The sequence below is a fragment of the Pseudomonas sp. CLCA07 genome, from assembly GCF_053615335.1.
This window is the reverse complement of record NZ_CM132131.1, coordinates 6,564,924-6,588,238: the sequence shown is the minus strand read 5'-3', so window position 1 is coordinate 6,588,238 and position 23,315 is coordinate 6,564,924. Positions and strand designations below refer to the sequence as shown.

The 23,315-nt window shown below is 58.7% G+C and carries 22 protein-coding genes; 1 reads left to right on the top strand and 21 read right to left on the bottom strand.

From position 1 onward, the window contains the following. Positions 1-20 precede the first annotated feature (20 nt). The 9 genes from ACWGZX_RS30160 to argH form a co-directional block, all read right to left on the bottom strand. Positions 21-728, bottom strand: a complete 708-nt coding sequence (locus ACWGZX_RS30160; protein ID WP_452626671.1) for an HPP family protein — start codon at positions 726-728, stop codon at positions 21-23. Positions 729-889: 161 nt separating this feature from the next. Beyond that, positions 890-2,068 carry an MFS transporter gene (locus ACWGZX_RS30155; protein WP_452626670.1) on the bottom strand — a complete coding sequence of 393 codons (1,179 nt, stop codon included), beginning with the start codon at positions 2,066-2,068 and terminating at the stop codon, positions 890-892. 166 nt (positions 2,069-2,234) lie between these two features. Further along, on the bottom strand, positions 2,235-3,584 hold the full coding sequence (locus ACWGZX_RS30150) for an MmgE/PrpD family protein (RefSeq protein ID WP_452626669.1): 1,350 nt from the start codon (positions 3,582-3,584) through the stop codon (positions 2,235-2,237). Further along, complete coding sequence (locus tag ACWGZX_RS30145) at positions 3,581-4,468, bottom strand: polysaccharide deacetylase family protein (RefSeq protein WP_452626668.1); 888 nt, start codon at positions 4,466-4,468, stop codon at positions 3,581-3,583. The genes ACWGZX_RS30150 and ACWGZX_RS30145 overlap by 4 nt, the downstream gene beginning before the upstream one ends. Next, complete coding sequence (locus tag ACWGZX_RS30140) at positions 4,461-5,309, bottom strand: polysaccharide deacetylase family protein (RefSeq protein WP_452626667.1); 849 nt, start codon at positions 5,307-5,309, stop codon at positions 4,461-4,463. The genes ACWGZX_RS30145 and ACWGZX_RS30140 overlap by 8 nt, the downstream gene beginning before the upstream one ends. A gap of 118 nt (positions 5,310-5,427) precedes the next feature. Next, a complete protein-coding gene (locus ACWGZX_RS30135; RefSeq protein ID WP_452626666.1) occupies positions 5,428-6,252 on the bottom strand; it encodes an ABC transporter substrate-binding protein in 825 nt (274 codons plus the stop codon). Positions 6,253-6,304: 52 nt separating this feature from the next. Continuing rightward, entirely contained in the window at positions 6,305-7,069 is a 765-nt protein-coding gene (locus ACWGZX_RS30130) for an amino acid ABC transporter ATP-binding protein (protein WP_223513642.1), read from the bottom strand. 10 nt (positions 7,070-7,079) lie between these two features. After that, positions 7,080-7,958, bottom strand: a complete 879-nt coding sequence (locus ACWGZX_RS30125; protein ID WP_452626665.1) for an amino acid ABC transporter permease — start codon at positions 7,956-7,958, stop codon at positions 7,080-7,082. A gap of 151 nt (positions 7,959-8,109) precedes the next feature. After that, positions 8,110-9,537: an argininosuccinate lyase gene (gene argH / locus ACWGZX_RS30120; RefSeq protein ID WP_452626664.1), complete on the bottom strand. Its 1,428-nt coding sequence runs from the start codon at positions 9,535-9,537 to the stop codon at positions 8,110-8,112. A 308-nt stretch (positions 9,538-9,845) separates the two neighbouring features. Here argH and ACWGZX_RS30115 point away from each other — a divergent pair, with 308 nt between their 5' ends. After that, positions 9,846-10,811, top strand: a complete 966-nt coding sequence (locus tag ACWGZX_RS30115) for a LysR family transcriptional regulator (protein WP_452626663.1) — start codon at positions 9,846-9,848, stop codon at positions 10,809-10,811. Positions 10,812-11,063: 252 nt separating this feature from the next. On the opposite strand, the gene ACWGZX_RS30110 is transcribed toward ACWGZX_RS30115, so the two are convergent. The 12 genes from ACWGZX_RS30110 to arnB form a co-directional block, all read right to left on the bottom strand. Continuing rightward, on the bottom strand, positions 11,064-11,369 hold the full coding sequence (locus ACWGZX_RS30110) for a hypothetical protein (protein ID WP_452626662.1): 306 nt from the start codon (positions 11,367-11,369) through the stop codon (positions 11,064-11,066). After that, the gene (locus tag ACWGZX_RS30105) at positions 11,366-12,079 is read right to left on the bottom strand and encodes a DUF4225 domain-containing protein (RefSeq protein WP_452626661.1); all 714 of its coding nucleotides are present in this window, start codon (positions 12,077-12,079) and stop codon (positions 11,366-11,368) included. Before ACWGZX_RS30105 ends, ACWGZX_RS30110 begins: the two co-directional genes overlap by 4 nt. Further along, on the bottom strand, positions 12,067-12,561 hold the full coding sequence (locus tag ACWGZX_RS30100) for an Hcp family type VI secretion system effector (RefSeq protein ID WP_452626660.1): 495 nt from the start codon (positions 12,559-12,561) through the stop codon (positions 12,067-12,069). Before ACWGZX_RS30100 ends, ACWGZX_RS30105 begins: the two co-directional genes overlap by 13 nt. A 116-nt stretch (positions 12,562-12,677) precedes the next feature. Next, positions 12,678-14,213, bottom strand: a complete 1,536-nt coding sequence (locus ACWGZX_RS30095; RefSeq protein WP_452629088.1) for an ArnT family glycosyltransferase — start codon at positions 14,211-14,213, stop codon at positions 12,678-12,680. A gap of 53 nt (positions 14,214-14,266) precedes the next feature. Further along, positions 14,267-15,646 (bottom strand): UDP-glucose dehydrogenase family protein, encoded by a 1,380-nt coding sequence (locus ACWGZX_RS30090; RefSeq protein ID WP_452626659.1) that lies wholly within the window; start codon positions 15,644-15,646, stop codon positions 14,267-14,269. Then, positions 15,643-16,044 (bottom strand): 4-amino-4-deoxy-L-arabinose-phosphoundecaprenol flippase subunit ArnF, encoded by a 402-nt coding sequence (arnF, locus tag ACWGZX_RS30085; protein ID WP_452626658.1) that lies wholly within the window; start codon positions 16,042-16,044, stop codon positions 15,643-15,645. The genes ACWGZX_RS30090 and arnF overlap by 4 nt, the downstream gene beginning before the upstream one ends. Further along, positions 16,041-16,385: a 4-amino-4-deoxy-L-arabinose-phosphoundecaprenol flippase subunit ArnE gene (arnE, locus tag ACWGZX_RS30080; RefSeq protein WP_452626657.1), complete on the bottom strand. Its 345-nt coding sequence runs from the start codon at positions 16,383-16,385 to the stop codon at positions 16,041-16,043. The genes arnF and arnE overlap by 4 nt, the downstream gene beginning before the upstream one ends. Then, positions 16,382-18,031 (bottom strand): lipid IV(A) 4-amino-4-deoxy-L-arabinosyltransferase, encoded by a 1,650-nt coding sequence (gene arnT, locus ACWGZX_RS30075; RefSeq protein ID WP_452626656.1) that lies wholly within the window; start codon positions 18,029-18,031, stop codon positions 16,382-16,384. Before arnT ends, arnE begins: the two co-directional genes overlap by 4 nt. After that, the gene (arnD, locus tag ACWGZX_RS30070; protein ID WP_452626655.1) at positions 18,028-18,912 is read right to left on the bottom strand and encodes a 4-deoxy-4-formamido-L-arabinose-phosphoundecaprenol deformylase; all 885 of its coding nucleotides are present in this window, start codon (positions 18,910-18,912) and stop codon (positions 18,028-18,030) included. Before arnD ends, arnT begins: the two co-directional genes overlap by 4 nt. Then, entirely contained in the window at positions 18,912-20,903 is a 1,992-nt protein-coding gene (arnA, locus tag ACWGZX_RS30065; protein WP_452626654.1) for a bifunctional UDP-4-amino-4-deoxy-L-arabinose formyltransferase/UDP-glucuronic acid oxidase ArnA, read from the bottom strand. The genes arnD and arnA overlap by 1 nt, the downstream gene beginning before the upstream one ends. Next, entirely contained in the window at positions 20,900-21,919 is a 1,020-nt protein-coding gene (gene arnC / locus ACWGZX_RS30060) for an undecaprenyl-phosphate 4-deoxy-4-formamido-L-arabinose transferase (protein WP_452626653.1), read from the bottom strand. The genes arnA and arnC overlap by 4 nt, the downstream gene beginning before the upstream one ends. Then, positions 21,916-23,064 carry a UDP-4-amino-4-deoxy-L-arabinose aminotransferase gene (gene arnB, locus ACWGZX_RS30055; protein ID WP_452626652.1) on the bottom strand — a complete coding sequence of 383 codons (1,149 nt, stop codon included), beginning with the start codon at positions 23,062-23,064 and terminating at the stop codon, positions 21,916-21,918. Before arnB ends, arnC begins: the two co-directional genes overlap by 4 nt. Between the last annotated feature and the right edge of the window lie 251 nt (positions 23,065-23,315).

Sequence of the window (23,315 nt, the reverse complement as noted above, 5' to 3'; positions counted from 1 at the left end):
CTCGCTCCCACAAGGATCCGTCAGGCTCTATTGCTGAGTACTTCGCTGATACTGCGCCGTTTGGCGTGCAATTCACTGGCATGGATCAGTTGTTCGAGGTCTTCAGGGGTGACGTCGAAGAACGCTTCCATGTCTGCCAACGCCAGTTTCAGGTCCTGGGCGGTGATCGCCTGGTTGTCGATGGGCGGGTGGTCGGCGGGTATCACGGCCACCGGTTCGCTGGCGCGTTTCGGGTAGCGAATGCGCGTCAGGTTGTTGTAGGCCAGGGCGCTGAGCAGCATCGCTGAGGCGCCGAGCATCACCGGGCCGAGGGCCTTCCAATCCATGGCGATGGTGGCCGGGTCGGCCAACACCAGCGTCAACGCCAAAGCGCCGGCTGGTGGATGCAGGCAACGCAGCCAACACATCAGAATCAGCGCCATGCCCGCCGCCAGGCAGGCGCTGCCGAGGGTGCGTCCAAGCACGTGAGCGACCAGCAGCGAGACCACCGCGGCACTCAAGTAGCCGCCAAGAATCGACCACGGCTGGGCGAGGGCGCCGGAGGACACGGCGAACAGCAACACCGCCGAAGCGCCCAGTGGACCGATCAGGTGCAGTGCCACTTCGATGCCAAACACTTGCCCGCAAACCCAGACGCTGAGCATCGTCCCAAGCGCCATGCCGATGGCGGCGCGGCTCCATTCGGAAGGTCGGGTGTTAATGGCGGCAGGCAACCAGCGAGCGAGCATGATGAAATCGATCCGTTGGCAAAAACTTGAGCAAAAAAAAAGGCTTGGCTGGGATACCCAGAAAGCCCTTGAAGTTGTTCCAACTATTGGGGGAGGAACGGGGCACAGTGTGCCGTTGATTCCAGACTCTTACAAATTCATATTAATGAAGCTTCAGTGCATTAATTTTGCAGTATGGCGACCCGCCGTCCGCTCATGAAACAGAGGAAACCACCCATCGCGGTCAGTGTGCTCAGGGCATAGAACATCGTGGGCGCGGGCGTGTGCATCAGCAGGAAGCCGCAGATCACCGGGCTCAGTGCGCCGCCGAGCGCTGCGAGGTTCTGTGCGCCGTAATAGCTGCCGCGTAGTTCTTCCGGGGCCAGGGTGTCGACGAAGAGGAATTCGGCGGGGTAAATGATCATCTCGCCGAGGGTGAAGATGAACATGGCGACGCACCACGACACCAGGCTGTCCGCGAGGCTGAAGCCAATCAACCCGACGATGAACAGGCTCGTGCCGCCGGCGATCCAATAGCGCAGTTGTTCTCGCTTGAGAAACCGGCCGATCTGGTACTGCAACAGGATCACGCTGATGGCATTGCAAGCGAGCAGGGCGGCCATGGTGTCCAGGGCCCGTTTGGAGTCGTGGGTCACCAGAAGGTATTGCGACAGGTACAGGGTGAACCGGCCGTGCACCACGGTACTGAGCAGGCAACCACAGGTGAACATGATCAATGTGCGGTCGTTTTTCAGGGTGGTCAGCGTCTTGAGAAAGCTCTGGGGCTGGCCGATGGCGGGTGCCGGGGCCGAGTCCTTGGGAATCCCGATCATCAGGAAGATGCTGAAAAACGCGATGCCGCCGGCGATCAAAAACGGCGCAATCGGGTACACGCCGGCAATCACCACGCCGAGCATCGGCCCGGTGGCATAGCCGATGTTGGTCAAGGTGTAGCGCAGCGAAAAGGCTTTGGCGCGCTGGCCCATGGGCAGGTTTTCGCTGAGGATCGCCTTCGATCCGATCAGGAACAGCGCGGAGGCGGTTTCGGTAATCACCAGTGTGGCGGTGGTCAGGTAGAGGTTTTCGGCGAACGTCAGCAAAACAAAGCCGATGGCACTTGAGAGCATGGCGAGGATCAGCAGACGGCGCTTTTCGAGGCGGTCGATGATGTAGCCGCCGTAAAGCGCGAGCAGGGTCGCGATGAATACCGCGATACCCAGCAGCAGACCGACGTCCTGTTGGTTGAGGCCGAGTTTGTTGCTCAGGAACAGCGTGAGCAGCGGGCTGGTGATGGCGCGGCTGACGACAATCGTCAGGGACACGATCATCAACCGGCGGATAACGAGCGAGTAAGTGGCCACGGTGGGGCAAATGTCCTTATTTAGTTACTGTAGTGTTCGGCACTGGACCGAGGCGCGGCCATTCGCGAGCAGGTCGAATCGTCGCACCGTCGCTCCCACAGGGGAATGCATTTCAAATGTGGGAGCGAGCCTGCTCGCGATGGCGTCAGCCGATTCAACACCTTGATCAAACCAGCCACCGATCCAGCGAACGAACCGATTCCATCTCATCCAGCCGCCACAATTGCCTAAGCAACGTTGCAGCCTGCTCCTGCGACATCACCCGCCCAGCCAGACTGAAAAATTTCTGTTCCAGCGCCGCATCACTCAGCGGATTGCCCGGCGCACCCAGCGGCACTTGAACACACAGACTCGCCTGCCGACCGTCCACGGTTCGCAAGGTGACGACGGGCTCGCCATCCTCTGACAGCTGCGGGTCCACTTCAAGGCAAATGCGCGACACCCAGCGCGCGATGCGCGGATTGTTACGCTGTGCCTCGTCATACGCTTGCAGCCGGCAATGACCGTGAACCAAGCGTGCAGCCAGGGCATACGGCAAGCTCATCTGCGCCGCCGCCAGTGTGCTCACCTCCTGGCCACCGCACATATTTTGAAGAAACCCGCACAGCGAAACATGAATGTCTTCCACTTGATCGACTTCAACCTGCAATTGATCCAGCAACAGCCCCAATGCGTCGATGGCTGAATGTGTTCCCCGGCAGGAGGCGTAAGGCTTGATCGAGCAGCGGGCGAGTTTCCAGACGACGCCGAGATCTGCATCCAGCGACTCGGGTTGTGAGGTCACACCGGCGAGGGTTTTCAGAAAACCGCCCCAAACATCATCGAACAACATCGTCGGCCCGCTGATGCCTTGCTGGGCAAACCGCGCCGCCAGCAATCCACCTTCAGCGGCCCGGCCGCTGTGCAGTTTTTTGCTTTGCGAACCGTCGTGGATAAAGGCCCACAACCCGCCACTGAAACTGCCGGCGATGCCCAGCGCCGATAACGTTTGCTGAATATCCAGGCGCAGAATACGTGCGCTCGCCGCAGCGGCACCGAACACACCGCACGTTGCGGTGGAATGCCACCCCGCGCCGTTGTGCGCCGAATAACCGCCGCAGGCTTCGAGCACCCGACGGCCGACTTCGTAGCCGATGACCACGGCGGTGATCAGTTCGCGGCCGCTCACAGGGGTTGGCGACATCGATACCGCCGCCATGACCGCCGGCAGCACCACCGCGCCGGAATGGTCACAGCCACCGGTGTCGTCCAGTTCCAGGGCATGGGCAGCGACTCCGTTGAGCATGGCCGCCTGAATAGCCCCGACCCGCTGTCCAGTGCCCCAGACCAGGGTTTCGCCGGTTTCACCCGCGAATACGTGCTGCGCCAGTTTCGCCACGTCACTGATAGAACCGGCCAACGTCGCACCGAAGGTATCGAGGATGTGCCGTTTGGCTTGCGCCACCAAGGCCGGTGGCAGGTCCTCATAGCCTGTATCGACGCAAAACTGCGCCAGTCGCTGCATGCGTTCGGTCATATCAAGTAGTCCCGATAATGGCGCTCATACACGCAGGCCGGGTGATCCTCGGTCACTGCCTGTGCCGAGTCAGCCCACCATTGTGCGACCTCACCGGCCGTGGCGATCCACACGTCATCGTGCTGCGCAATGCCCTCAAGCAATTCGCGCAGCACACCGATTCGTCCAGGCGTGGCAATGATCTCCGGGTGCAACCGCAGCACGTAGCACAGACCAAACCGGTGGAATCCGGCGAAATCCATTTGCAGGTTGCCCAGGGTGTGGCTGTAAGAAGCGATCCGTGATTGTGCCGGGGGCACGGCCGGGCTGAGGTTGAAGGCGAAGTAGGGCTCGTCTTCCATTTCATAGTGCAGCGGCAGTTCAATGACATCGGGCGCGGTCGGGTGTGCGAACGGCAAGTCATCGCCACGCCACGACGAGGACCAGCGAATGCCATGATCCCTCAATGCCTCGATGAAACCCGGCGCACCGTTGCCGGCCGGGATGCGAAATCCCGTTGGGCGCTGGCCAGTCAGCGCCATCAGCGCCGCGCAACCTTTGGCAATCTCGGCGCTCTGTTGGGCGAGATCGAGCGTGTCGTAGTTCTGATGGCGATAGCCTGAGCAGGCAATTTCATGCCCGTCTGCCTGAATCGCGCGGATGTGCTCGGGGTTTTCCTCGGCGACGATACCCGGAATGCACCAGCTGCTGGACACCCCCAATTCGTTGAATAAACCAAGCAAACGCTCGACACCGCGCTGAGTGCCATAACGCCAGACGGACAGCGTCTTGTCGCGCCCGGCTACTTCAGGCGCCTGAGTCAGAATGCCGTGGATGTCGTTGTAGTCAACGGTCAGCACTACGGCGCAGCGTTTGCCTTTGGGCCAGACAGTGGAATCAGCCATTGTGATGCTCCTTCAGCCACCACTGGGCGACGTCGCGGCACGTGGCGAACCACACGTCATCGCGCTGGCGCATGTGTTCGAAGAGTTTTTCCAGTAACAGGATTCGCCCCGGTTTACCGGTGATCTTGGGGTGGAACAGGGTGGTCAGGCACAGGCCTTCGTTCATCGCGCCATCGTATTCGCGACACCAGTTGTCGAGGGTCAATTCGTAGCTGGCGGTGCGATCCAGGCCGCAAGGGAAGTCCGGGGCGCGTGTGTAGGCGAGGGAGGCGTAGTCGTCCATTTCCCAGCGACCGGGGATTTCCACCAATGGCGTGTCGTGGCCGGGCACCTTGACCAGATACGGTCTGTCGTCGCCGCGCATGCTACTGGAATAGGTCACGCCGGCTTCTACCAGCATCGCCGGGGTTTCGGCGCGCCAATCACCGGACGGGGTGCGGAAGCCTGCGGCGCGGATGCCCAGGTGTTTCCAGAACACCTCGCGGGATTTCTTCATGACGTCCTTTTGCTGATCCAGCGTCAGGGCGTAGAAGGATTCGTGTTTGTAGCCGTGGTACGCCACCTCATGCCCGCGCTCGACAATCGCCCGGCACTGTTTCGGCCAGTTCTCTACCACCCAGGCCGGGACGAAAAACGTGGTCGGGATCCGGTACTCGTCGAGCACATCGAGGATTCGCGGCAGCGCCCGGTAAGGGCCGTAACCGCCGAAACCGAAGTACTCGGGCTTGTGCCAGATCGAGCCGTTGAGCATCGCATCACCGGTCGGGCCGTCGAGGTCGAAGGCCAGGGCGAGGCAGGCTTTGTGTTGGTCTGGCCAGGTGGGTTGCAGCGAGGAGGACATCTTTGCGCTCCGTACTTGAACAATGTTGACGCAACCGAACCTGTAGGAGCGTGGCTTGCCCGCGATGGCGTCCTCTGGTGCGCCATCGCGGGCAAGCCATGCTCCTACAGGGCAAGCATTACTTGCCGGCGTTAATGGTCACGGTTTTGATCGCGCCCAGTTCCAGGTCCCATTTCTTCAAAATGGTCTGGTAGCTGCCGTCATCAATCATGCTCTGCAACGCAACCTTCACCGATTCACTCAACTCAGGCTTTTTCTTGCTCACGCCCAACCCGGTGAACTGCACGGAAATCGGCAGGCCCAGCGTTTTGTACATGTCCTTTTCCTGAGTCTTGAGGTACGGCAGGGTCTCGCTGCCCTGCATCGCCGCGTCAATACGGCTCTGACGTAGTTGCGCGCGGGCATCGGCCGAACCTTCGGTGCCGATCACATTGATCGCAGGCTTGCCGGCGGCTTCGCAGTTGGTTTTGCTCCACTCGGCAATTTCCGCCGGGAACGTGGTGCGGCGGCTGGTGCCGACTTTCTTGCCACACAGGTCGGTGATTTCGTTGAAGTCCTTGTTCTTCTGCAAGGTGTAGAACTGTGGACCGCTGGTGAAGTAGTCAACGAAGGTCACACTCGCTTGACGCTCGGCGGTGTCGGTCATGCCGGACATCACCATGTCCACGCGGTCTGTGGTCAGCGCGTTGATCATTTGTTCGAAACCGGTTTCCTGCCATTTGATCTTCACGCCCAGCCGCTCGGCCAGGGCGTTGCCCAAGTCATAGTCGAGCCCGGTGAGGGTGTTGGTGGCAGGGTCCTTGAAATCCATTGGCGGGTAGTTCGGCATGATCGCTACCACGATCTCGCCCTTGTCCTTGATGCTGGCCGGCAATTCGGCCGCCACGGTGAAGCCTGAGGCCATAACGCTTGCGAGTACTGCTGGAATAACGAAGTTCTTCATGGTCGTTCTCTATGTGTGTTGTTACGCAGCTCTTGGTTTCAGAGACCGGCGCTTAGGTTCGAACGGCAGAAATGAAGCTTTGGGTGCGAGGGTTTTGCGGACTTATTAGTATTTCTTCGGGGCTTCCAGCCTCCACGATCTGTCCTTCGTCCATGAACACCATGCGGTTGGAAACCTCGCGAGCGAAGCCCAGTTCATGGGTGACGACGATCATGGTCATGCCGGTTTGCGCCAGATCGCGCATGACCGACAGCACCTCACCGACCAGTTCCGGGTCGAGTGCCGAAGTGGGTTCATCGAACAGCATCAGCTTGGGGCGCATGGCCAGGGCACGGGCAATGGCCACGCGTTGTTGCTGCCCCCCCGAAAGCTCGATCGGGTAGCTGTTGCGTTTGTCGGCCAGGCCGACGCGGGCGAGCAGTTCCACGGCTTCTTCGTGCGCCTCTTTGGGCGAACGCTTGAGCACCTGGCACGGCCCTTCGATGATGTTTTGCAGCACAGTCATGTGCGGGAACAGGTTGAAACGCTGGAACACCATGCCGGTGGCCAGGCGTTGACGGGCAATTTGCGACTCGTTGAGTTCATGCAGTTTGTTACCGACGATCCGGTAACCAACCAGTTCGCCGTCGACCCAAAGGCCGCCCTTGTCGATTTTTTCCAGTTGGTTGACGCAACGCAGCAAGGTACTTTTGCCGGAGCCGGACGGGCCGATGATGCACAGCACTTCGCCTTGCTCGACCTCGATGTTGATGTCCTTGAGCGCGTGGAAATGGTCGTAGTACTTGTTGAGGCTTACGGCCTTGACGATGCTTCTCATGTGGGGTTCCTCAAGAACGCTTGCCGGCGCCGCGAGCGAATCGACGCTCCAGACGGCTTTGACCAAAGGACAGCACGGTGACCGTGGCCAGGTACCAGATACCGGCGACGATCAGCAGCTCCATCACGCGGGCGTTGGCGTAGTAGATGTTCTGGGCGTTGTAGAGCAGTTCCGAGTACTGGATAACGCTCGCCAGGGAGGTCATTTTCACCATGCCGATGAACTCGTTACCGACCGGCGGAATGATGATGCGCATGGCCTGCGGCAGAATGATTCGGCGCAGTGCTTGCAGGCGCGGCATACCGATCGACTTGGCGGCTTCGTATTGACCGGTGTCCACCGACAGCAGTCCGGCGCGCACCACTTCAGCGGTGTAGGCGCCCTGGTTGATGCTCAAGCCGAGCAGCGCGGCCGCGAACGGAGTCATCAGGCTCACGGTGTCCATTTCGAACAGGCCGGGGATGCCGATGGTGGGGAAAATCAACGCCAGGTTGAACCACAACAGCAGCTGCAGGATCAGCGGCGTGCCGCGAAACAGCCAGGTGTAAGTCACTGCCACGTAGCGCAGGATCGGGTTGGCCGACATGCGCATGACGGCGGTGATCACCCCGAAAATAATGCCCAGCGCCATCGCCAGCACGGCCATGACGATGGTGTTGAGCAAGCCCCACATGATCGCTTGGGACGTCAGGAACTGGCCGATGTACGACCATTCGATCTTGCCTTCGGCAAAGGCCCGCACCAGAGCGAGAATGGCGATGACGATGACGGTGGCAAAGAAAAACCTCCCGTAATAACGCCGCGGCACATGCTGGTACTGAGTGATGTCGAACTGGTTTTCTGCCAGTTTGCGCTCCGACTGGAGTCGTTCTGCCTGGGTCTGGCTCATGTTGTTTCTCCGTAAGCGGGTGTATCAGGTCAAGCACAATCCCTGTAGGAGCCGAGCTTGCTCGCGATAGCGGTCTGACATTCAGCATTGATGTTGTCTGACACACAGCCATCGCGAGTAAGCTCGGCTCCTACAGGTTTTTCGTTGTCGATCAGAGACGGAAACCTTGATAGTTCTCGGTCCATGCGTGCTGAGTGGCGAGGGCGGTTTTCAGGCGGCCGATCTGCTCGCGCACCTGTTGCGGTGCGGTGCCGCCCCATCCACTGCGTGCGGCGATGGCGGCTTCCAGCGTCAGGCTGTCACGCACTTCAGGCGTCAGGCGCGGGTCGATTTCAGACAGTAATGCCGGCGAGGCTTCCCACAATTCGATGTCGTGTTTCTCGCAAGCCTGGACCAGCGCGCCGGTAATCTCATGCGCTTCCTTAAACGGTACGCCGCGCATCGCCAGCCAGTCAGCGACTTCGGTAGCGAGAGTGAAGCCGAGCGGTGCCTGTCGTCGCAATTCTTCGACGTTGACCTTCATGGTCGCGACCATCCCGGCCATGGCTGGCAATACCAGCAACAATGTGTCGACGCTGTCGAGCACGCCGTTTTTGTCTTCGCTCAAGTCGCGGTTGTATGACAGCGGCAACGATTTCAGCGTGGAGAGCAGGCCGGTCAGGTTACCGATCAAACGCCCTGCCTTGCCCCGGGCCAGTTCGGCGATGTCCGGGTTTTTCTTCTGCGGCATGATCGAACTGCCGGTGGCGTAGGCATCGTCCAGGGCGACCCAGCGGAATTGCCGCGATGACCACAGGCAGAATTCTTCGGCGAGGCGGGAAATGTTGATCCCGAGCATGCTCGCAATAAACAGGAACTCGGCAACGTGATCGCGGCTGGCGACGGCGTCGATGGAGTTTTCACAGACGCCGCTGTAGCCCATTTCCCTGGCCGACTGCTGCGGCAGCCGAGCGATGGCGGAACCGGCCATGGCGGCGGCGCCGAGTGGCGACAGTGAGGTGCGCACGTCCCAATCCACCAAGCGTTGCACGTCACGCAGCATCGATTGGGCGTGGGCCAGCAAGTGGTGAGCGAAGACGATCGGCTGCGCTTGTTGCAGGTGAGTGAAACCAGGGCAGATGCTTTCAATGTGTTGCTCGGCCTGATCGACCAGTGCCTGTTGCAGGGCCAGCACTTCAACGGCCAGGGTGCGGACGTGATCACGCAGGAACAGGCGCAGGTCGTTGGCGGTCTGGTCGTTGCGCGAGCGGCCGGCGCGCAGCTTGCCACCCAAGGCACCGAGGCGTTCGGTCAGCAGGCGCTCGATGAAGGTGTGGACGTCTTCATCGTCTAGCGTCGGTGCAATGCGGCCGGCGCGGAAGTCATCACCGATGCGCTCCAGCGCTTCGAGCATGGTGAGGGTTTCTTGCTCGTCCAGCAGCCCGGCACGTTGCAGTTCACGGGCATGCGCCTTGGAACCGGCGAGGTCGTAAGGGGTGAGGCGAAAGTAGCGCTCGGGGCAACGGGACAGGGCCGCGAGGGCTTCGGACGGGCCGCTTTTGAAGCGAGCACCCCAGAGACGGTCGGTGGTTTGGGACATTGTTGTTTTCCTCGTCAGTAAAGCGAACTGAAATCGGTATGCCGGGCCCGGAACACGCGTCGAAAATCATTCGGGCGAGGTTCGGCCTAATCAATAATTCAAGGGCAGGGGATAAGCGCAGTTGCGAAGTCACGAGAGCTGATCGAAGTGTCAGCTTTTAGTCGTTGGACATCAGTGTGTTGGCACTGAAGTACGGAATTTATTGGCGGTTGCCAAGCCTGGTTTTCTGTGGTCATTATTATTTACCGGCACTATTTTTGTTGTTGGACACAGGTTGTTGAATACGGCGCCAGAGGTAAATAAGCATTATGGAAACCCCACTTTCCAATTCCGGAAACCCGCCGCCAAAACCGCTGCAACGGGCGCCGCTGGCCCTCAGTGGGCTGGACTTCAAACTGCTCAAAGTATTCAAGGCGGTGGTCGAGGCCGGGGGCTTTAGTGCTGCGCAAAATGAGCTGAACGTGGGGCTGGCCGCTATCAGCAAACAGATCTCCGACCTTGAAATCCGCATCGGCATGCGCCTGTGTACCCGGGGTCGAGAAGGCTTTCATCTGACCGAAGAAGGCAGTTTGGTGTATCAGGCTTCGATCGACTTGTTTGCCTCTGTTGATAACTTTCGAGATCGACTTAGCTCTGCTCAAAATGAACTTATCGGCGACCTTGGTGTGGGCGTTATCGATAATACGATTTCCGATGCCAATTCGCCGTTAGTTGCCGCGCTTAGAAAAATTAATGAAGAGTCTCCTAAAGTAAGGTTTCAACTTCAGGCCTCTCAACTGGATGAAGTGGAAAGGGGGGTAGTAGAAGGACGATTGGTCGCGGGTATCGTGCCGGTGTATCAAAAAAGAGAAGAGTTTGATTACTACGCGTTGTATGAAGAACGCTCGGAAGTTTATTGCGCCGTCGGGCACCCGTTGTTTTCGATGCCGGACGCCGAAATGGGCAGCGATGTGCTCAGGCATCATGAGTGCATCAACCATCGCTACGCGATTCATCGGGACAAGCTGAACTTCGCTCACTACGACAGCTTCTCGGCGTCCGCCACCCAGGTGGAGGCCGTGGCGCTGTTGATCAAGACCGGTCGTTTTGTCGGTTTCCTGCCGCAGCATTACGCGGCGTCCCTGGTGGCTCAGGGACAGTTTCGCGCGGTACGCCCGGACCTGATCAACATCGTCACGCCGTTCAATCTGATCCTGCGCCACAACACTGTGCGCAGTCCGTTAGTTAAGGCGTTTGCGCAGGCGTTGGGGGTTGATTTGAGGGTAACTGGTTAAGGTGAATCGTGCGAAAATCGGGTCCAGATGAAACTGTTGGTGCAACATAAAACTGTTATCTAGCTTCAAGCTTTTCAAGTTCCTTGTACGTTAATTTGAAACAACAAATCAGCACGATAGCAAAACAAACACCTCCGACTACTCTAAACGTTTCAACATTCATTTCAAGAAAGTAATTAAGTACTAATAGAATCCATGCTGTGTGAAAAGCCGAGCAAGAAATAATAAAAATCGATCTAATTATCGCCGCGATTATTTTGTTGAGAACCAAGATTTCACCTCCCGGTTTACAGGGCGCGCCAACAAATGAAGAAAAATACAGACAAACGCCATCCAACCAATAAACGGGTTGTCTGAAATAATGTCCGGACGATAACCCAAAATTGGATATTTGCTATATTCGATAATGCCCATGTAAGAAATGATAAATATTGCGTTGAACGCCATTCCCAAGCAGAGCTTGGCATGATTCAGGTTATCACCAGATAGGTGTATTTTCAGAAGGTACGCTGTAGCAACACCTAAACACGCAAGCAGTGGAAAAATCCAGGCGATCATTTTTCGATCTCTTGTTGTACTTGCTTCATTGTCTGAAAATTTGTGTGCGCTTCCAGAATCCGTGATCCTGGCCCCATGTTTTTATAAGCGCGTACATAATCTGTTCTGACATATCTAAACAATCGCCATGCATCCGGCTTCAAAGTAAGCCGAAAAGCCCCATATATTGACGTGGCAATGTCAGCGGTGCCATAGGCGATATTGCCTTCTCGATCAGACTTTCCGGCCCAGTTCGCTATCGCTTGATAGGCCTTCCGGGTCGGACCTTCTGTATCGTCGCGACTCTCCAATAAATTACGCCCATTCTCATAAATATTATTCGCTCCATGAGCCATCATCGGCACGCCACCTATAAGACAAAGGGTGCCAGCCGATCCATAGCATATTCCCGCACCAGTTAATATTTGCACCCCCCCAGCAATCACCCCAGCGCCTTTCTTGGCAATTTCCCACGCCTGACTGAGCAAACTACCCTGTTCGCTCTTTATCTCTTTCAAACCCTGATCAGCGCTCTTCCGTCCCTGCGCCACATCATTAACAATTCCCCTCGCGTAGTAAGACACCTCTCGATTGAATTGCAGGCGCAGCGTCCCGTCGTTGATATAACGGGCGCCCAACGTGCAGGCTTGTTGGGTCAAGTTAGCTGCCGCTGTGCTGACGGCCCAGTAATCGCAACTGCTTGCTTCGCAGCGCGGCTTCAACTGTCCCATTCGCTGTTCCCCCAAGATCCGTGCCCGCTGGTGCCTGCGAGGTGGTGCCTCCAGGTGATTTCGCGATAACGAATAGCCACATGCTCTTGGGGTTCGACGTCGTTTTGTAAAACAACATGGGGCATATCAAGTGTCAGGTTGGCAATAATGCCGCCTTCGATTTCAATGCTGAAAAATTTCTCTTGAAGACCAAACGAAGAAATTCGATAGAAATTTATCGCGCAGCTTATTTCCTCTCTACTTGATAGCGCCTGCGCGAGTAAAGGGGAGGATTTGTCGACATTTTTTGTGATGACGAGAGGACTGTGTGTAGGCTTGTTGATGTTGCCTATATTGGCCATGTTGTGGCTATAGGACAGCACCATGATTTCGTCTGTATGTCCCGTCTGACATTTATTGCCAATGGATGCTTGAGTGGAACAGCCCGCCGAGATCAGTCCTTGGGTATCGCCTGTGATGGTCATGTAGCCGTGATTGGCCATAGGGGTGCCGCTCCTTTTCGTCGGAGGGGCACCTTATTGAAAATGTCTCGGGGGGGATGTAGGAGGTTTCTGAGTTTTCGGTGGGACGAGAGTGTTTTACGTAGGGCGTTGCCGCGTTACTGCACTAAGTGCAGCAACACGAAATCGTTCTTGTCGAAACGCCCGCTCAACACCGGTTGCAAGTTACCCAGGGGAGTGCCGTGCAAGGCGTTGTAAGCGTTCAGGTCCATCATCAACCACGCCGGTCCGGAGAGACTTTGCAGTTCCGCAATTGAGTCGGTAAACAGCGGCTGCAAGTCATGCGGGATGTTGATCATGAACTTGATGGCCTTGGCGTCTTTGCCCATGCCGTGCAGCACCAGCGGCGCCGGGGCAGCTTGAACCTGTTCATAGACGGCGAGGCTAAACGTGCGGGTGTCATAGAGCCGGCGCTCGACCGGTTCAAACACGCCCATATAAACCGACCACACCGCCAGCACCGCGCAAAAAGCTAGTGTCTGTGCTCGCCAACGGGGCCTGAACAGCGTAGCGAGAGCGATGATTTGCAGGGCGCCGAGCATGATCACTTCCAAATGAATCGACGTCACTTGCTCAGGAAACCGGCGCTCGGCGACCAGCAACCCGATCATCAGGAGCAGCGGGGTCAACAACCACACCCCTTGCATCAACCCTCGCAGCGCGGCAAACAACCGACCCTGCGCCACCTGAAACGGATACGCCGCGATGATTGCTGCCATCGGCAACATCGGCAGTAGATAACGGGCCTTTTTCGCCTGCGGGATCGACAACCCGATCATCACAATCAACCCGGCCGCCACGCAGTACTGCAACAGGCTCCATGCCGGACCTGCCTGCCGCGGCTTTGTCAACGCGACCGCCGCCAACACCAGCAAGGCCAGCGGATAGGCGAGCGCATAGTTGCCCATCGAGCTGGTGAAGTAATACAGCACGTCACTGGCGCCTTCGCTACCGTCCATGCGGCCCATGAACTGCATGCGCACCACGTCCTGCATGAAGGCCGGGCCGCCATCGGTATCGGCCAGCCATAATAATGCGCCGACACACAGCGCCAACAGCGCCGCTGCTGCCAGGCCGAAGCCAAACACGTGGCGCCATTGGCGATTGAGCAAGAAGTAGCTGCACAGGATGCCCGTCGGCACCACCAGCCCAATCGGTCCGCGAACCCCGAAGCCAAGGATCAACAGTGCAAAGATCAGCCACCAACGGCGCCGTGCCGCGAAGTGGTCGGCGGCATAACCCAGGTAAAACACCGAAAACGCGACCGCAGCGAGTATCAGGTCCTGGGACACGGCGCGGGCTTCGGTGATGAACGTGTTCGTCATCAGCATCAAGGCGATGCTGAGCAGCGCCCAGCGTTGCGAGTAGGGCGCCAGCAAGCGGTACATCAACGTGACAATCACCGCACCGGCCAGCGCGCTCGGCAACCAGGCACTGAGGGTGTTGACCTGCCCGAATGGCAGGGACAGCACCCAGATGAACAGTGTCGAGACCGCCGAGTAGTCGGCGTAAGGTTGGCCATAGGTGGTCGGAAACACCGATGGCCCGTTACGCAGCATTTCCTGGGCGAACATCACGAATCGCGAGTCGAATCCGATGGCCGCCTGCTGGTAAACCCCGGCACTGAACAGAATCAGTGCCAGTAACCCGACGCCCAGGGAGTGCTGTCGGGTCGATGATGATGGGATCAAGCGACGACCGAATCAGCGGGCCATTGCTGATGTGGAATCGGCAGGTTGCGCGACTCGCCACGGCCCATCGGGAAGTACTTGAAGCCAAAGTGTTCCAGACGTTCGGCGTCGTACAGATTACGCCCGTCGAAAATCACCGGCGCGTTCAGACGCTGCTGGATCAGGTCGAAATCCGGCGCCTTGAACTGCTGCCACTCGGTGCAGACGATCAAGGCGTCGGCGCCCGACAGGACGGATTCCGGTGTGCCCATCAGCATCAGTTTCGACTCGTCAGGGTACAGCCGCTGGGTTTCCTGCATGGCTTCCGGATCGTACGCTCGCACGTTGGCACCGGCAGCCCACAGCGACTCCAGCAGGACCCGGCTCGGTGCATCGCGCATGTCATCGGTGTTGGGCTTGAACGCCAGGCCCCAGACGGCAAAGGTCTTGCCGCGCAGGTCGCCACGGTAGAACGCGTTGATCCGTTCGAACAGCTTGTGTTTCTGGCGCTCGTTGATTGCTTCCACTGCTTGCAGCAGGTCGCTGGAGCAGTGCGCTTCCTGGGCGCTGTGAATCAGGGCGCGCATGTCTTTGGGGAAACACGAGCCGCCATAACCGCAGCCGGGGTAGATGAAGTGGTAACCGATACGGGAGTCGGCGCCGATGCCCAGGCGTACCGATTCGATGTCGGCGCCCAGGTGCTCGGCCAGTTCGGCAATCTGGTTGATGAAGCTGATCTTGGTGGCCAGCATGCAATTGGCGGCGTACTTGGTCAGCTCGGCGCTGCGCAGGTCCATGAACATGACGCGGTCGTGGTTGCGGTTGAACGGTGCATAGAGGTCGCGCATCACTTCACGGACTTCGTCACGTTCACAGCCAATGATGATCCGGTCCGGGCGTCGGCAATCGGCGACAGCCGAGCCTTCTTTCAGAAACTCGGGGTTGGAGACGATATCGAACTGCAGCACGCGGCCGACTTTGACCAGGCAATTGTCGATATGCGCGCGCAACGCATCGCCGGTGCCCACCGGTACCGTGGACTTCTCCGCCAGAATCACCGGCTGTTCACGATGTCGCGCCACGGCGTCGCCGACCGACATCACGTAGCTCAAATCTGCCGAGCCATCATCCCGGGACGGCGTGCCCACCGCAATAAACAGCACCTGGCCATGCTGCACGGCCAGTTTCTCGTCGGTGGTGAATTGCAGCCGCTTGGCTTCCAGGCTGTCGCGCACCAGGCTTGCGAGCCCCGGCTCGAAAATGCTCACGTGGCCTTGTTGCAGCAATTCGACTTTCTTCTCGTCAATGTCCATGCAGATCACATCGTGACCGACTTCAGCCAGGACGGCTGCCTGGACCAGGCCCACATAACCGCTACCAAATACACTGATTTTCATGACGCATCCCTGAGTTCGGTCTCGCGAACTGAACGAGAGTTGATGATGATGACCCCGAGCATGACCAACGCCACTCCGGCGGTTTTTGAAAGGCTGAATGATTCGTTAAACAGCGGCAGGCTGGCGGCCAGCAGGTACACCAGCGCGTAGCTGATGCTCAGCAGCGAATAGGCCCGCCCCAGCGGCAGGTCGCGAAGGGCGGCCAGCCAGCAGAGCATTGAAAGGGCGTAGGCCACAATTGCGCTCAGCACGATCACCACCGCGACCGGATCGATCCTGGCCGCTAACCAGTGGTCGGGTGAAGGCAGGCGAGTCATGCTCCAGCGCATGCCCAACTGTGCGGCGCTGACCAGCAGCACACTGCCCATGGCGAAGGTAATTCCGCGACGCAGGCTCATGCGTGTTGCCCCAGCAGAACCACGCCACCGATCACCAGTGCCACACCCAACCAGTGTTGGCGGTCGATCGTTTCATGGAAGACAAAACGGGCGACCAGTGTGACCAGCACAAAATTCAGACTCAGCATCGGGTAGGCAATGCCGACTTCAAGTCGCTGCAAGACCAGCAGCCAGACCAGCAAACCCGATCCCAGCGCGGCAAGCGCCAGCCACAGCCAGGGCGAGCACAGTTTTTCGGACCATCCCGAAGTCTGGCCGCGCCAGCTCTCTACGGCGAATTTCTGAGCGATCTGACCCAGGCACGTCAACAGACACGCGACCAGAACCAGTACCAGGCTCATGGCGCCACCTGAGGGAAAATCAGAATCACCAGATTGCCCTGTTCATAGCGTTTACCGTCCTTGGGCAACCGTTCGAGTTCCTGCAACTCTTGCTCACCCTTGACCCGCATGACCACACCGACGGAGCCGTTGCGGCGGGCGTTTTGCATCCACAGCTCAACCTGCCCGACGGTGACTAGCTGCTGTGCCGAATCAGGATAGGCAAGACCGTATTTCAATTCGCCTACCGAGCTGTAAAGGAACACATCCGGGTGCTTCATGCGCCAGGCCAGCGCCGACGCGGCGCCGAGATCGTTGCTCAACAGCTTGCCGGTTTGCGACAACTCATCCATGTGATGGAGGATGAATTGGTCGGGCGTCTTGTTGGCGACCACTGAATTGGGCAGCCCGGCCGGGATCAAACTGACCAGCAGCAAACTGCCGAACGCCGGTGCGGCCCAGCATTGCAGTGGTCTGAAGGCTTGCAGCAGGTTGGCCATGATCCAGCCGATCAAGCCAATGAACACCAGCACCAGGTTGTGCAGTTCATGGTCGTACAGCGGCTTTTTCAGTTGCAGGTAGACCAGGGCAATCAGGACAACCAGACCCAGTACAAGGTTCAGCAATCCGTTGATGCCCAGCACCCGGCCCTGTTCCAGCTTCAGTCGGTCAGCCAGCGCGTTCCCCAGCAACAAGGCCAGGGGCAGCAGGCACGGCAGGATGTAACTCGGCAATTTGCCTTTGCTGATACTGAAAAACACCAGCGGCATGACCAGCCACAGCAAGAGGAAACCGATGTTGGCCTGGCGTCGGGTTTGCCAGGCTTGTTTCAGTGCCGACGGCAACAACGCCACCCACGGCATACTGAAGGCGACCAGCAGCGGCAGGTAGTACCACCACGGCTCGTCATGCTGTGCGTCGTCACCGGCAAAGCGGCGAATGTGCTCGTGCCAGAAGAAGAATCGCCAGTAATCGGGCTCTTGCGAGTGAACCGCCCACGCCCAAGGCAGGCACACCGCGATGGCCACGACAACTGCCACCGGGCCGAAGATCAGCAGTTCTTTCCAGCGTTTTTGCCAGACCATATAGGGCAGGGCCACCAGCACCGGCAGCAACCAGGCAAGAAACCCCTTGGTCAGGAAACCCATGCCGCAGGCGAGTCCCAGCACCGCCCAACTGATGAGCTTCTGGCCGCGGCCGGCGCTGTCCAGCGCGAACCATAAAGCCACCAGACTCAGGTTGACCCAAAAGGTGAACTGCGGATCAAGGTTGGCATAACCGGCCTGTGCGGCGATGACGCTGAAACTCATGTAGAGCAGCGCGCAGGCAAAACTCTTGCGCGGGTCGTTCCACAACCGGCGGGCGATCAGGAAGCACAGCAATACGCTCAGGCCCAGGCTCAGGGCCGAGGCAAACCGCACGCCAAACAAGTTCTGACCGAACACGGCCTGGCTTGCAGCGATCATCCAGTAACCTGCCGCCGGTTTTTCAAAGTAACGCACGCTCATGAAGTGCGGCGACACCCAGTTGCCGCTCAGGAGCATGTGCTGACTGATTTGGGCGTAGCGGGTTTCGTCCGGAATCCATAAACCATGGGTGCCCAGCGGCAGCAGATAGGCGAGGACGAACAGGACCAGCAGGAGGGGTAGTGCCCAGCGTTTGCTCATGCTCCTTGCACTCCCAACCAGCCTTCGCGGCCTTCAAGCGCGCCGCGTACGACACGTCCTGAGGGCAAGGTGTTGGGGGCGTCGGGCAGCAGATCGCCCAAGGGCTGGAAATGAATGTCACGCTGGCGTGCATCGGCCAGCAGCTGACGGAAATCGTTGGCCATCAGAATCCCTTCTACTTCAGCATGAATGGTGTAGACGTTGAGTTTTTCGGGGGAAAAGCGCTCAAGAATGAACGCGTTGAAGTCCTGGGCTGCGACAGTTGGGCCGACCACCTCATCGAAGGTCGGCAGATCCACCGGTATTTGTGGTGCACCTAAACCACCGCCTGCCAGAGTCGGTTGAAACAGGCTCCGCCCACGGCAATCGCTGTTGTAGCGGAAGCCGAACGCTTCTTTGGCTTCGATCACACGTTCGTCCGCGCGCCAACCGGCAGCGGCCGAACAGTCGACCTTTTGCCCGAGGATGTCGCTGAGCGTGTCGACGCCCTGGCGGATCTGCTCGATCAGCTGTGCGTCGCTCCAGCGTCCGGCGTTGGCCTGCCAACCATGGTGATCCCAGGCGTGCAGACCGACTTCATGCCCCGCGGCCTGAGCCTGGCGCATCAAATGCCCCAGATCCCGGCCGATGGGTTTGCCCGGCCAGGCGGTGCCGGCCAGCAAAATGTCCCAGCCGTACAGGCCGGCAGCATTGGAACGCAGCATTTTCCAGAGGAATTGCGGGCGGATCAGGCGCCACAAGTGGCGCCCCATGTTGTCCGGCCCGACGCTGAAGAAGAACGTCGCCTTGACCTGCGCCTCGTCGAGGATTTCCAGCAGCCGAGGCACCCCCTCACGGGTGCCTCGGTAGGTGTCGACATCGATTCGAAGGCCTGCCTGCATTAGCGCTTGTCCGCGATTTCAAGCATGGCCTCGCGCAAGAAGAAGTCCAGCGTGTTGCCAATGGTCTCGCTCATCTCCACGGTTGGCGTCCAGTCCAGCAGACGCTTGGCGTTGGCGATGCTTGGTTTGCGGTGGGACACGTCCTGGTAGCCGGTGCCGTAGAACGCTTTGCTTTCTACGTCGCGGAAACCGGCGAACGGCGGGAAGTTGTCGCGCAGCGGGTGAGCTTCGAACTGACGCAGCAGTTCTTCGCCCAACTGACGAATGCTCGCTTCGTTCTCCGGGTTGCCGATGTTGATGATCTGACCGTTGCAGGCGTCATTTTCGTTGTCGATGATTCGCGCCAGGGCTTCTACGCCGTCAGCAATGTCGGTGAAGCAGCGCTTTTGCTCGCCGCCATCGAACAGGCGAATCGGTGTGCCTTCCACCAGGTTCAGGATCAACTGGGTGATAGCCCGGGAGCTGCCGATACGCGCCGAGTCCAGACGGTCCAGGCGTGGGCCCATCCAGTTGAAAGGGCGGAACAGGGTGAAGTTCAGGCCTTTCTGGCCGTAGGCCCAGATGACCCGGTCGAGCAATTGCTTGGAGATCGAGTAGATCCAGCGTTGCTTGTTGATCGGGCCGACGACGAGGTTGGAGGTGTCTTCGTCGAAGTTCTGGTCCTGGCACATGCCATAGACTTCCGAGGTCGACGGGAAGATCACGCGCTTGTTGTATTTGACGCAGTAGCGAACCAGTTTCAGGTTTTCTTCGAAATCCAGCTCGAATACCCGCAGCGGGTTGCGCGTGTATTCAATCGGCGTGGCAATTGCCACAAGCGGCAGGATCACATCGCACTTCTTGATGTGATACTCGATCCACTCGGAGTGAATGCTGATATCGCCTTCGACGAAATGGAAGTTCGGATGGCTGCGCAGGCGGTCGATGGCGTCCGAACCGATGTCCAGGCCGTAAACCTCATACTGGTCGTCGCGCAGCAGGCGCTCGGACAAGTGATTGCCGATGAAGCCGTTGACGCCGAGGATCAGTACTCGGGTGCGGCGTGGCTTACGCCCGGATTCGGCGCCGCGCAGGACGGAACCGTCGACCAGGCCCAACTCGTTGGCCAGTTGCGGGCCGCTCAGGTACAGACCGTTGTCGTTACGCTGACCGGCGGTGATCACCAGCGAGTCTTCGCCGCAAGCGATGCGCAGTGGGTCGACGCTGATCACTCGGCCTGGTGCCAAGCCTTCATTGCCCTTGGCAACTTCGGCGCTCCAGACAATCAGCTTGTGCTCGCCCACATCGCAGAACGCGCCCGGATACGGCTGGGTCACGGCGCGGACCAGGTTGAACAGTTCTTCCGCTGGCTTCTTCCAGAGCAGTTTGCCGTCGGCCGCAGTGCGGCGACCAAACACCGTGGCTTTGGATTCGTCCTGAGCCGTTTCGGTGACTTTGCCTTGCAGCAAGGCGGGCAGGGTGTCGCGCAACAGGTCGGAGGCGGCCACGCGCAGTTTGCCATGCAGGGACAGCGCGGTGTCGCTACGCTCGATGGCAACCGCTTGCTGGGCGATGATCGCACCGGCGTCGGCACGCTTGACCATACGGTGCAGGGTCACGCCGGTTTCGGTTTCACCGTTCACCAGCACCCAATTGGCTGGCGCGCGGCCACGGTAGCGTGGCAGCAACGAGCCGTGCAGGTTGAACGCGCCGTTGCGGGCGGTGGCCAGCAGCGGTTCACTCAACAGGTGGCGGTAGTAGAACGAGAACAGGTAATCGGGGTTGAGTTTGGCGATGCGCTCGATCCACAGCGGATGGTTGGCATCTTCAGGAGCATGCACCGGGATGCCTTTTTGGGCACACAACTGCGCAACGGAACCGTAAAAGGCGTTTTCTTTCGGATCATCGGCATGCGTAAACACGGCGGCAATTTCAAAGCCGGACGCGAGCAGGGATTCGATACCGGCACAACCAATATCGTGGTAGGCGAAGACAACAGCTTTTACGCTCATGAGAGAACCTGATCGGAAGAAGTGGAAGTAAGGCCGTCAACGGTGACAACGGGAGCGGGCGCGGCGGGTTGGCTACGCAAAACTTTTTCGACAAAGAAGCGCGGGCGAGCGCGGACGTCGCTGTACATGCGCCCCAGGTACTCGCCCAACAGACCCATGCCGATGAATTGCCCTCCGGTGAAGACGAATAGCACGGCGAACAGCACGAACGAACCGTCGCCGGCCCACTCAGCGCCGAACACCAGGCGCAAGATAATCAACGCGAACGCGAACAGCACGCCCAGACCGGCCATGGCGAAACCGACGATGCTCAGCAGCCGCAAAGGCGTGGTGGTCATGCAGGTGATCAGGTCGAACATCAGGTTGACCAGGCGCATGGGGCTGTACTTGGATTCACCGTGTTCACGCTCGGCATGCAATACCGGGATTTCGGTGGTGTGCCGGGCAAAACTGTTGGCCAGGATCGGGATGAAGGTGCTGCGTTCACGGCAGGCCAGCATCGCGTCGACGATGGTCCGGCGGTAAGCGCGCAACATGCAGCCGTAATCGCTCATGGCAACGCCGGTCGAGCGCTGAACGGCGAGGTTGATCAGTTTCGACGGCCAGCGACGCAGGGCCGAGTCCTGACGGTTATTGCGCACCGTGGCGACCACGTCATAACCGAGTTCTGCCTGGGCAACCAGTCGCGAAATTTCTTCGGGCGGGTTTTGCAGGTCGGCATCGAGGGTGATGACGACATCACCTTTGCAGTGTTCGAAACCGGCCATGATTGCCGCGTGTTGGCCATAGTTGCGATTGAGTATGACCGCGACCACCGGGCTGCCCTCGCGACTGGCGGCATCTTCGAGGAGTTGCGCCGAATTGTCGCGGCTGCCGTCGTCCACCAGGACGATTTCGTATTCATGGTGCAACTGCTGGCACGCCGCTTCGGTACGCCGAAGCAATTCCGGTAGGCTGTCTTGTTCGTTGTAGACCGGGATAACGATCGATACGCAACGGATTGGGTAAGGTTTCACTGAGATCTGTCCATAACGTTTTCAATGGCATCGACCACACGATTGACATCATCGGTGGTCATGTCCGGGAACAAGGGAATCGAACACAGCCGTGCCGAATTCCATTCGGTGTTGGGCAGGTAAATGTTCGGGAAACGCTGACGATAATACGTGTGCAGGTGCGTGGCTATAAAGTGGATGCCGGTGCCGATGTTCTGTTCCTGCAAGCCCCTCATGAAGGCTTCACGGTCTAAGCCGCAGCGCTCGGCGTCGATGCGCAGAATGAACAGGTGCCAGGCGTGTTGCTGCGGATAGGTTGGCACCGCCAACGGTTGCACGGCAGAGCCTTCCAGGCGTTGCAGGTACGTTCGCGCCAACTCGGTGCGTTTGGCGTTGATGTCGTCCAGACGCTCCAGTTGCACCAGGGCGATGGCGGCATTGATGTCGGCCAGGTTGTATTTGAAACCCGGTTCCATCACTTGCGCCTGAGGCTTGCGGCCGTGGGTCATGCGGTCGTAGGCGTCGACGCCGAGGCCGTGAAACTTGAGCATGCGCACCCGGCTGGCCAGTGCTTCATCGTCGCTGACGAACATAGCGCCTTCGGCGCAGGTCATGTTTTTGATGGCGTGGAACGAGAAGATCGCCGTGCCTTTGGAGCCGACGTGACGACCTTTGTACAAGGTGCCGGCGGCGTGGGCGGCGTCTTCGATAACAGCAATGCCGTGTTTGTCGGCCAGCGCATAGAGCGGGTCGAGGTCGAAGGCGGCGCCGGCGTAGTGCACTGGAATGATGGCTTTGGTGCGCGGAGTGATGGCTGCCTCGATGCTTGCCAGATCGCTCATCAGTGTGTCGCGGTCAACGTCGACGAACACCGGGGTGGCGCCCAGCAGGCAGATCATGTTGGCCGTGGACACCCACGTCTGCGAAGGGGTAATGACTTCGTCGCCTGGGCCAACGCCCAATGCCAGCAACGTAATATGCATACCACCGGTGGCCGAAGAAAGTGCAACGGCGTGCCGGCACCCGACATAGTTGGCGAACTGCTCTTCCAGTTGCTGGTTTTTTGGCCCGGTGGTGATCCAGCCGGAGCGCAATACTTGCTCTACCGCTGCAATTTCTTCATCGCCGATACTGGGGCGGGAGAAGGGGAGAAACGCCTGACTCATGGGTACCTCGGGCTTGAATTGAACACTCAGTGTTACCGGATTTTTTGGATCCAAGGCAAGCGTAGTCGATAAAAAAGAAGCTGCTTCAATCGGTTACACAAAATACGTTACAAACCGCATCAATTGACTTTTTCTGTTCCGGTCGGCACGTTGGAGGCTTGTGAGGGACCGTCGCGGCTCATTGAGGGTAAGCTCTATTTCGTGAAAGGAACATGAAAAACCGGTCGGCAAATCGTTTATCCGAGGGTTAT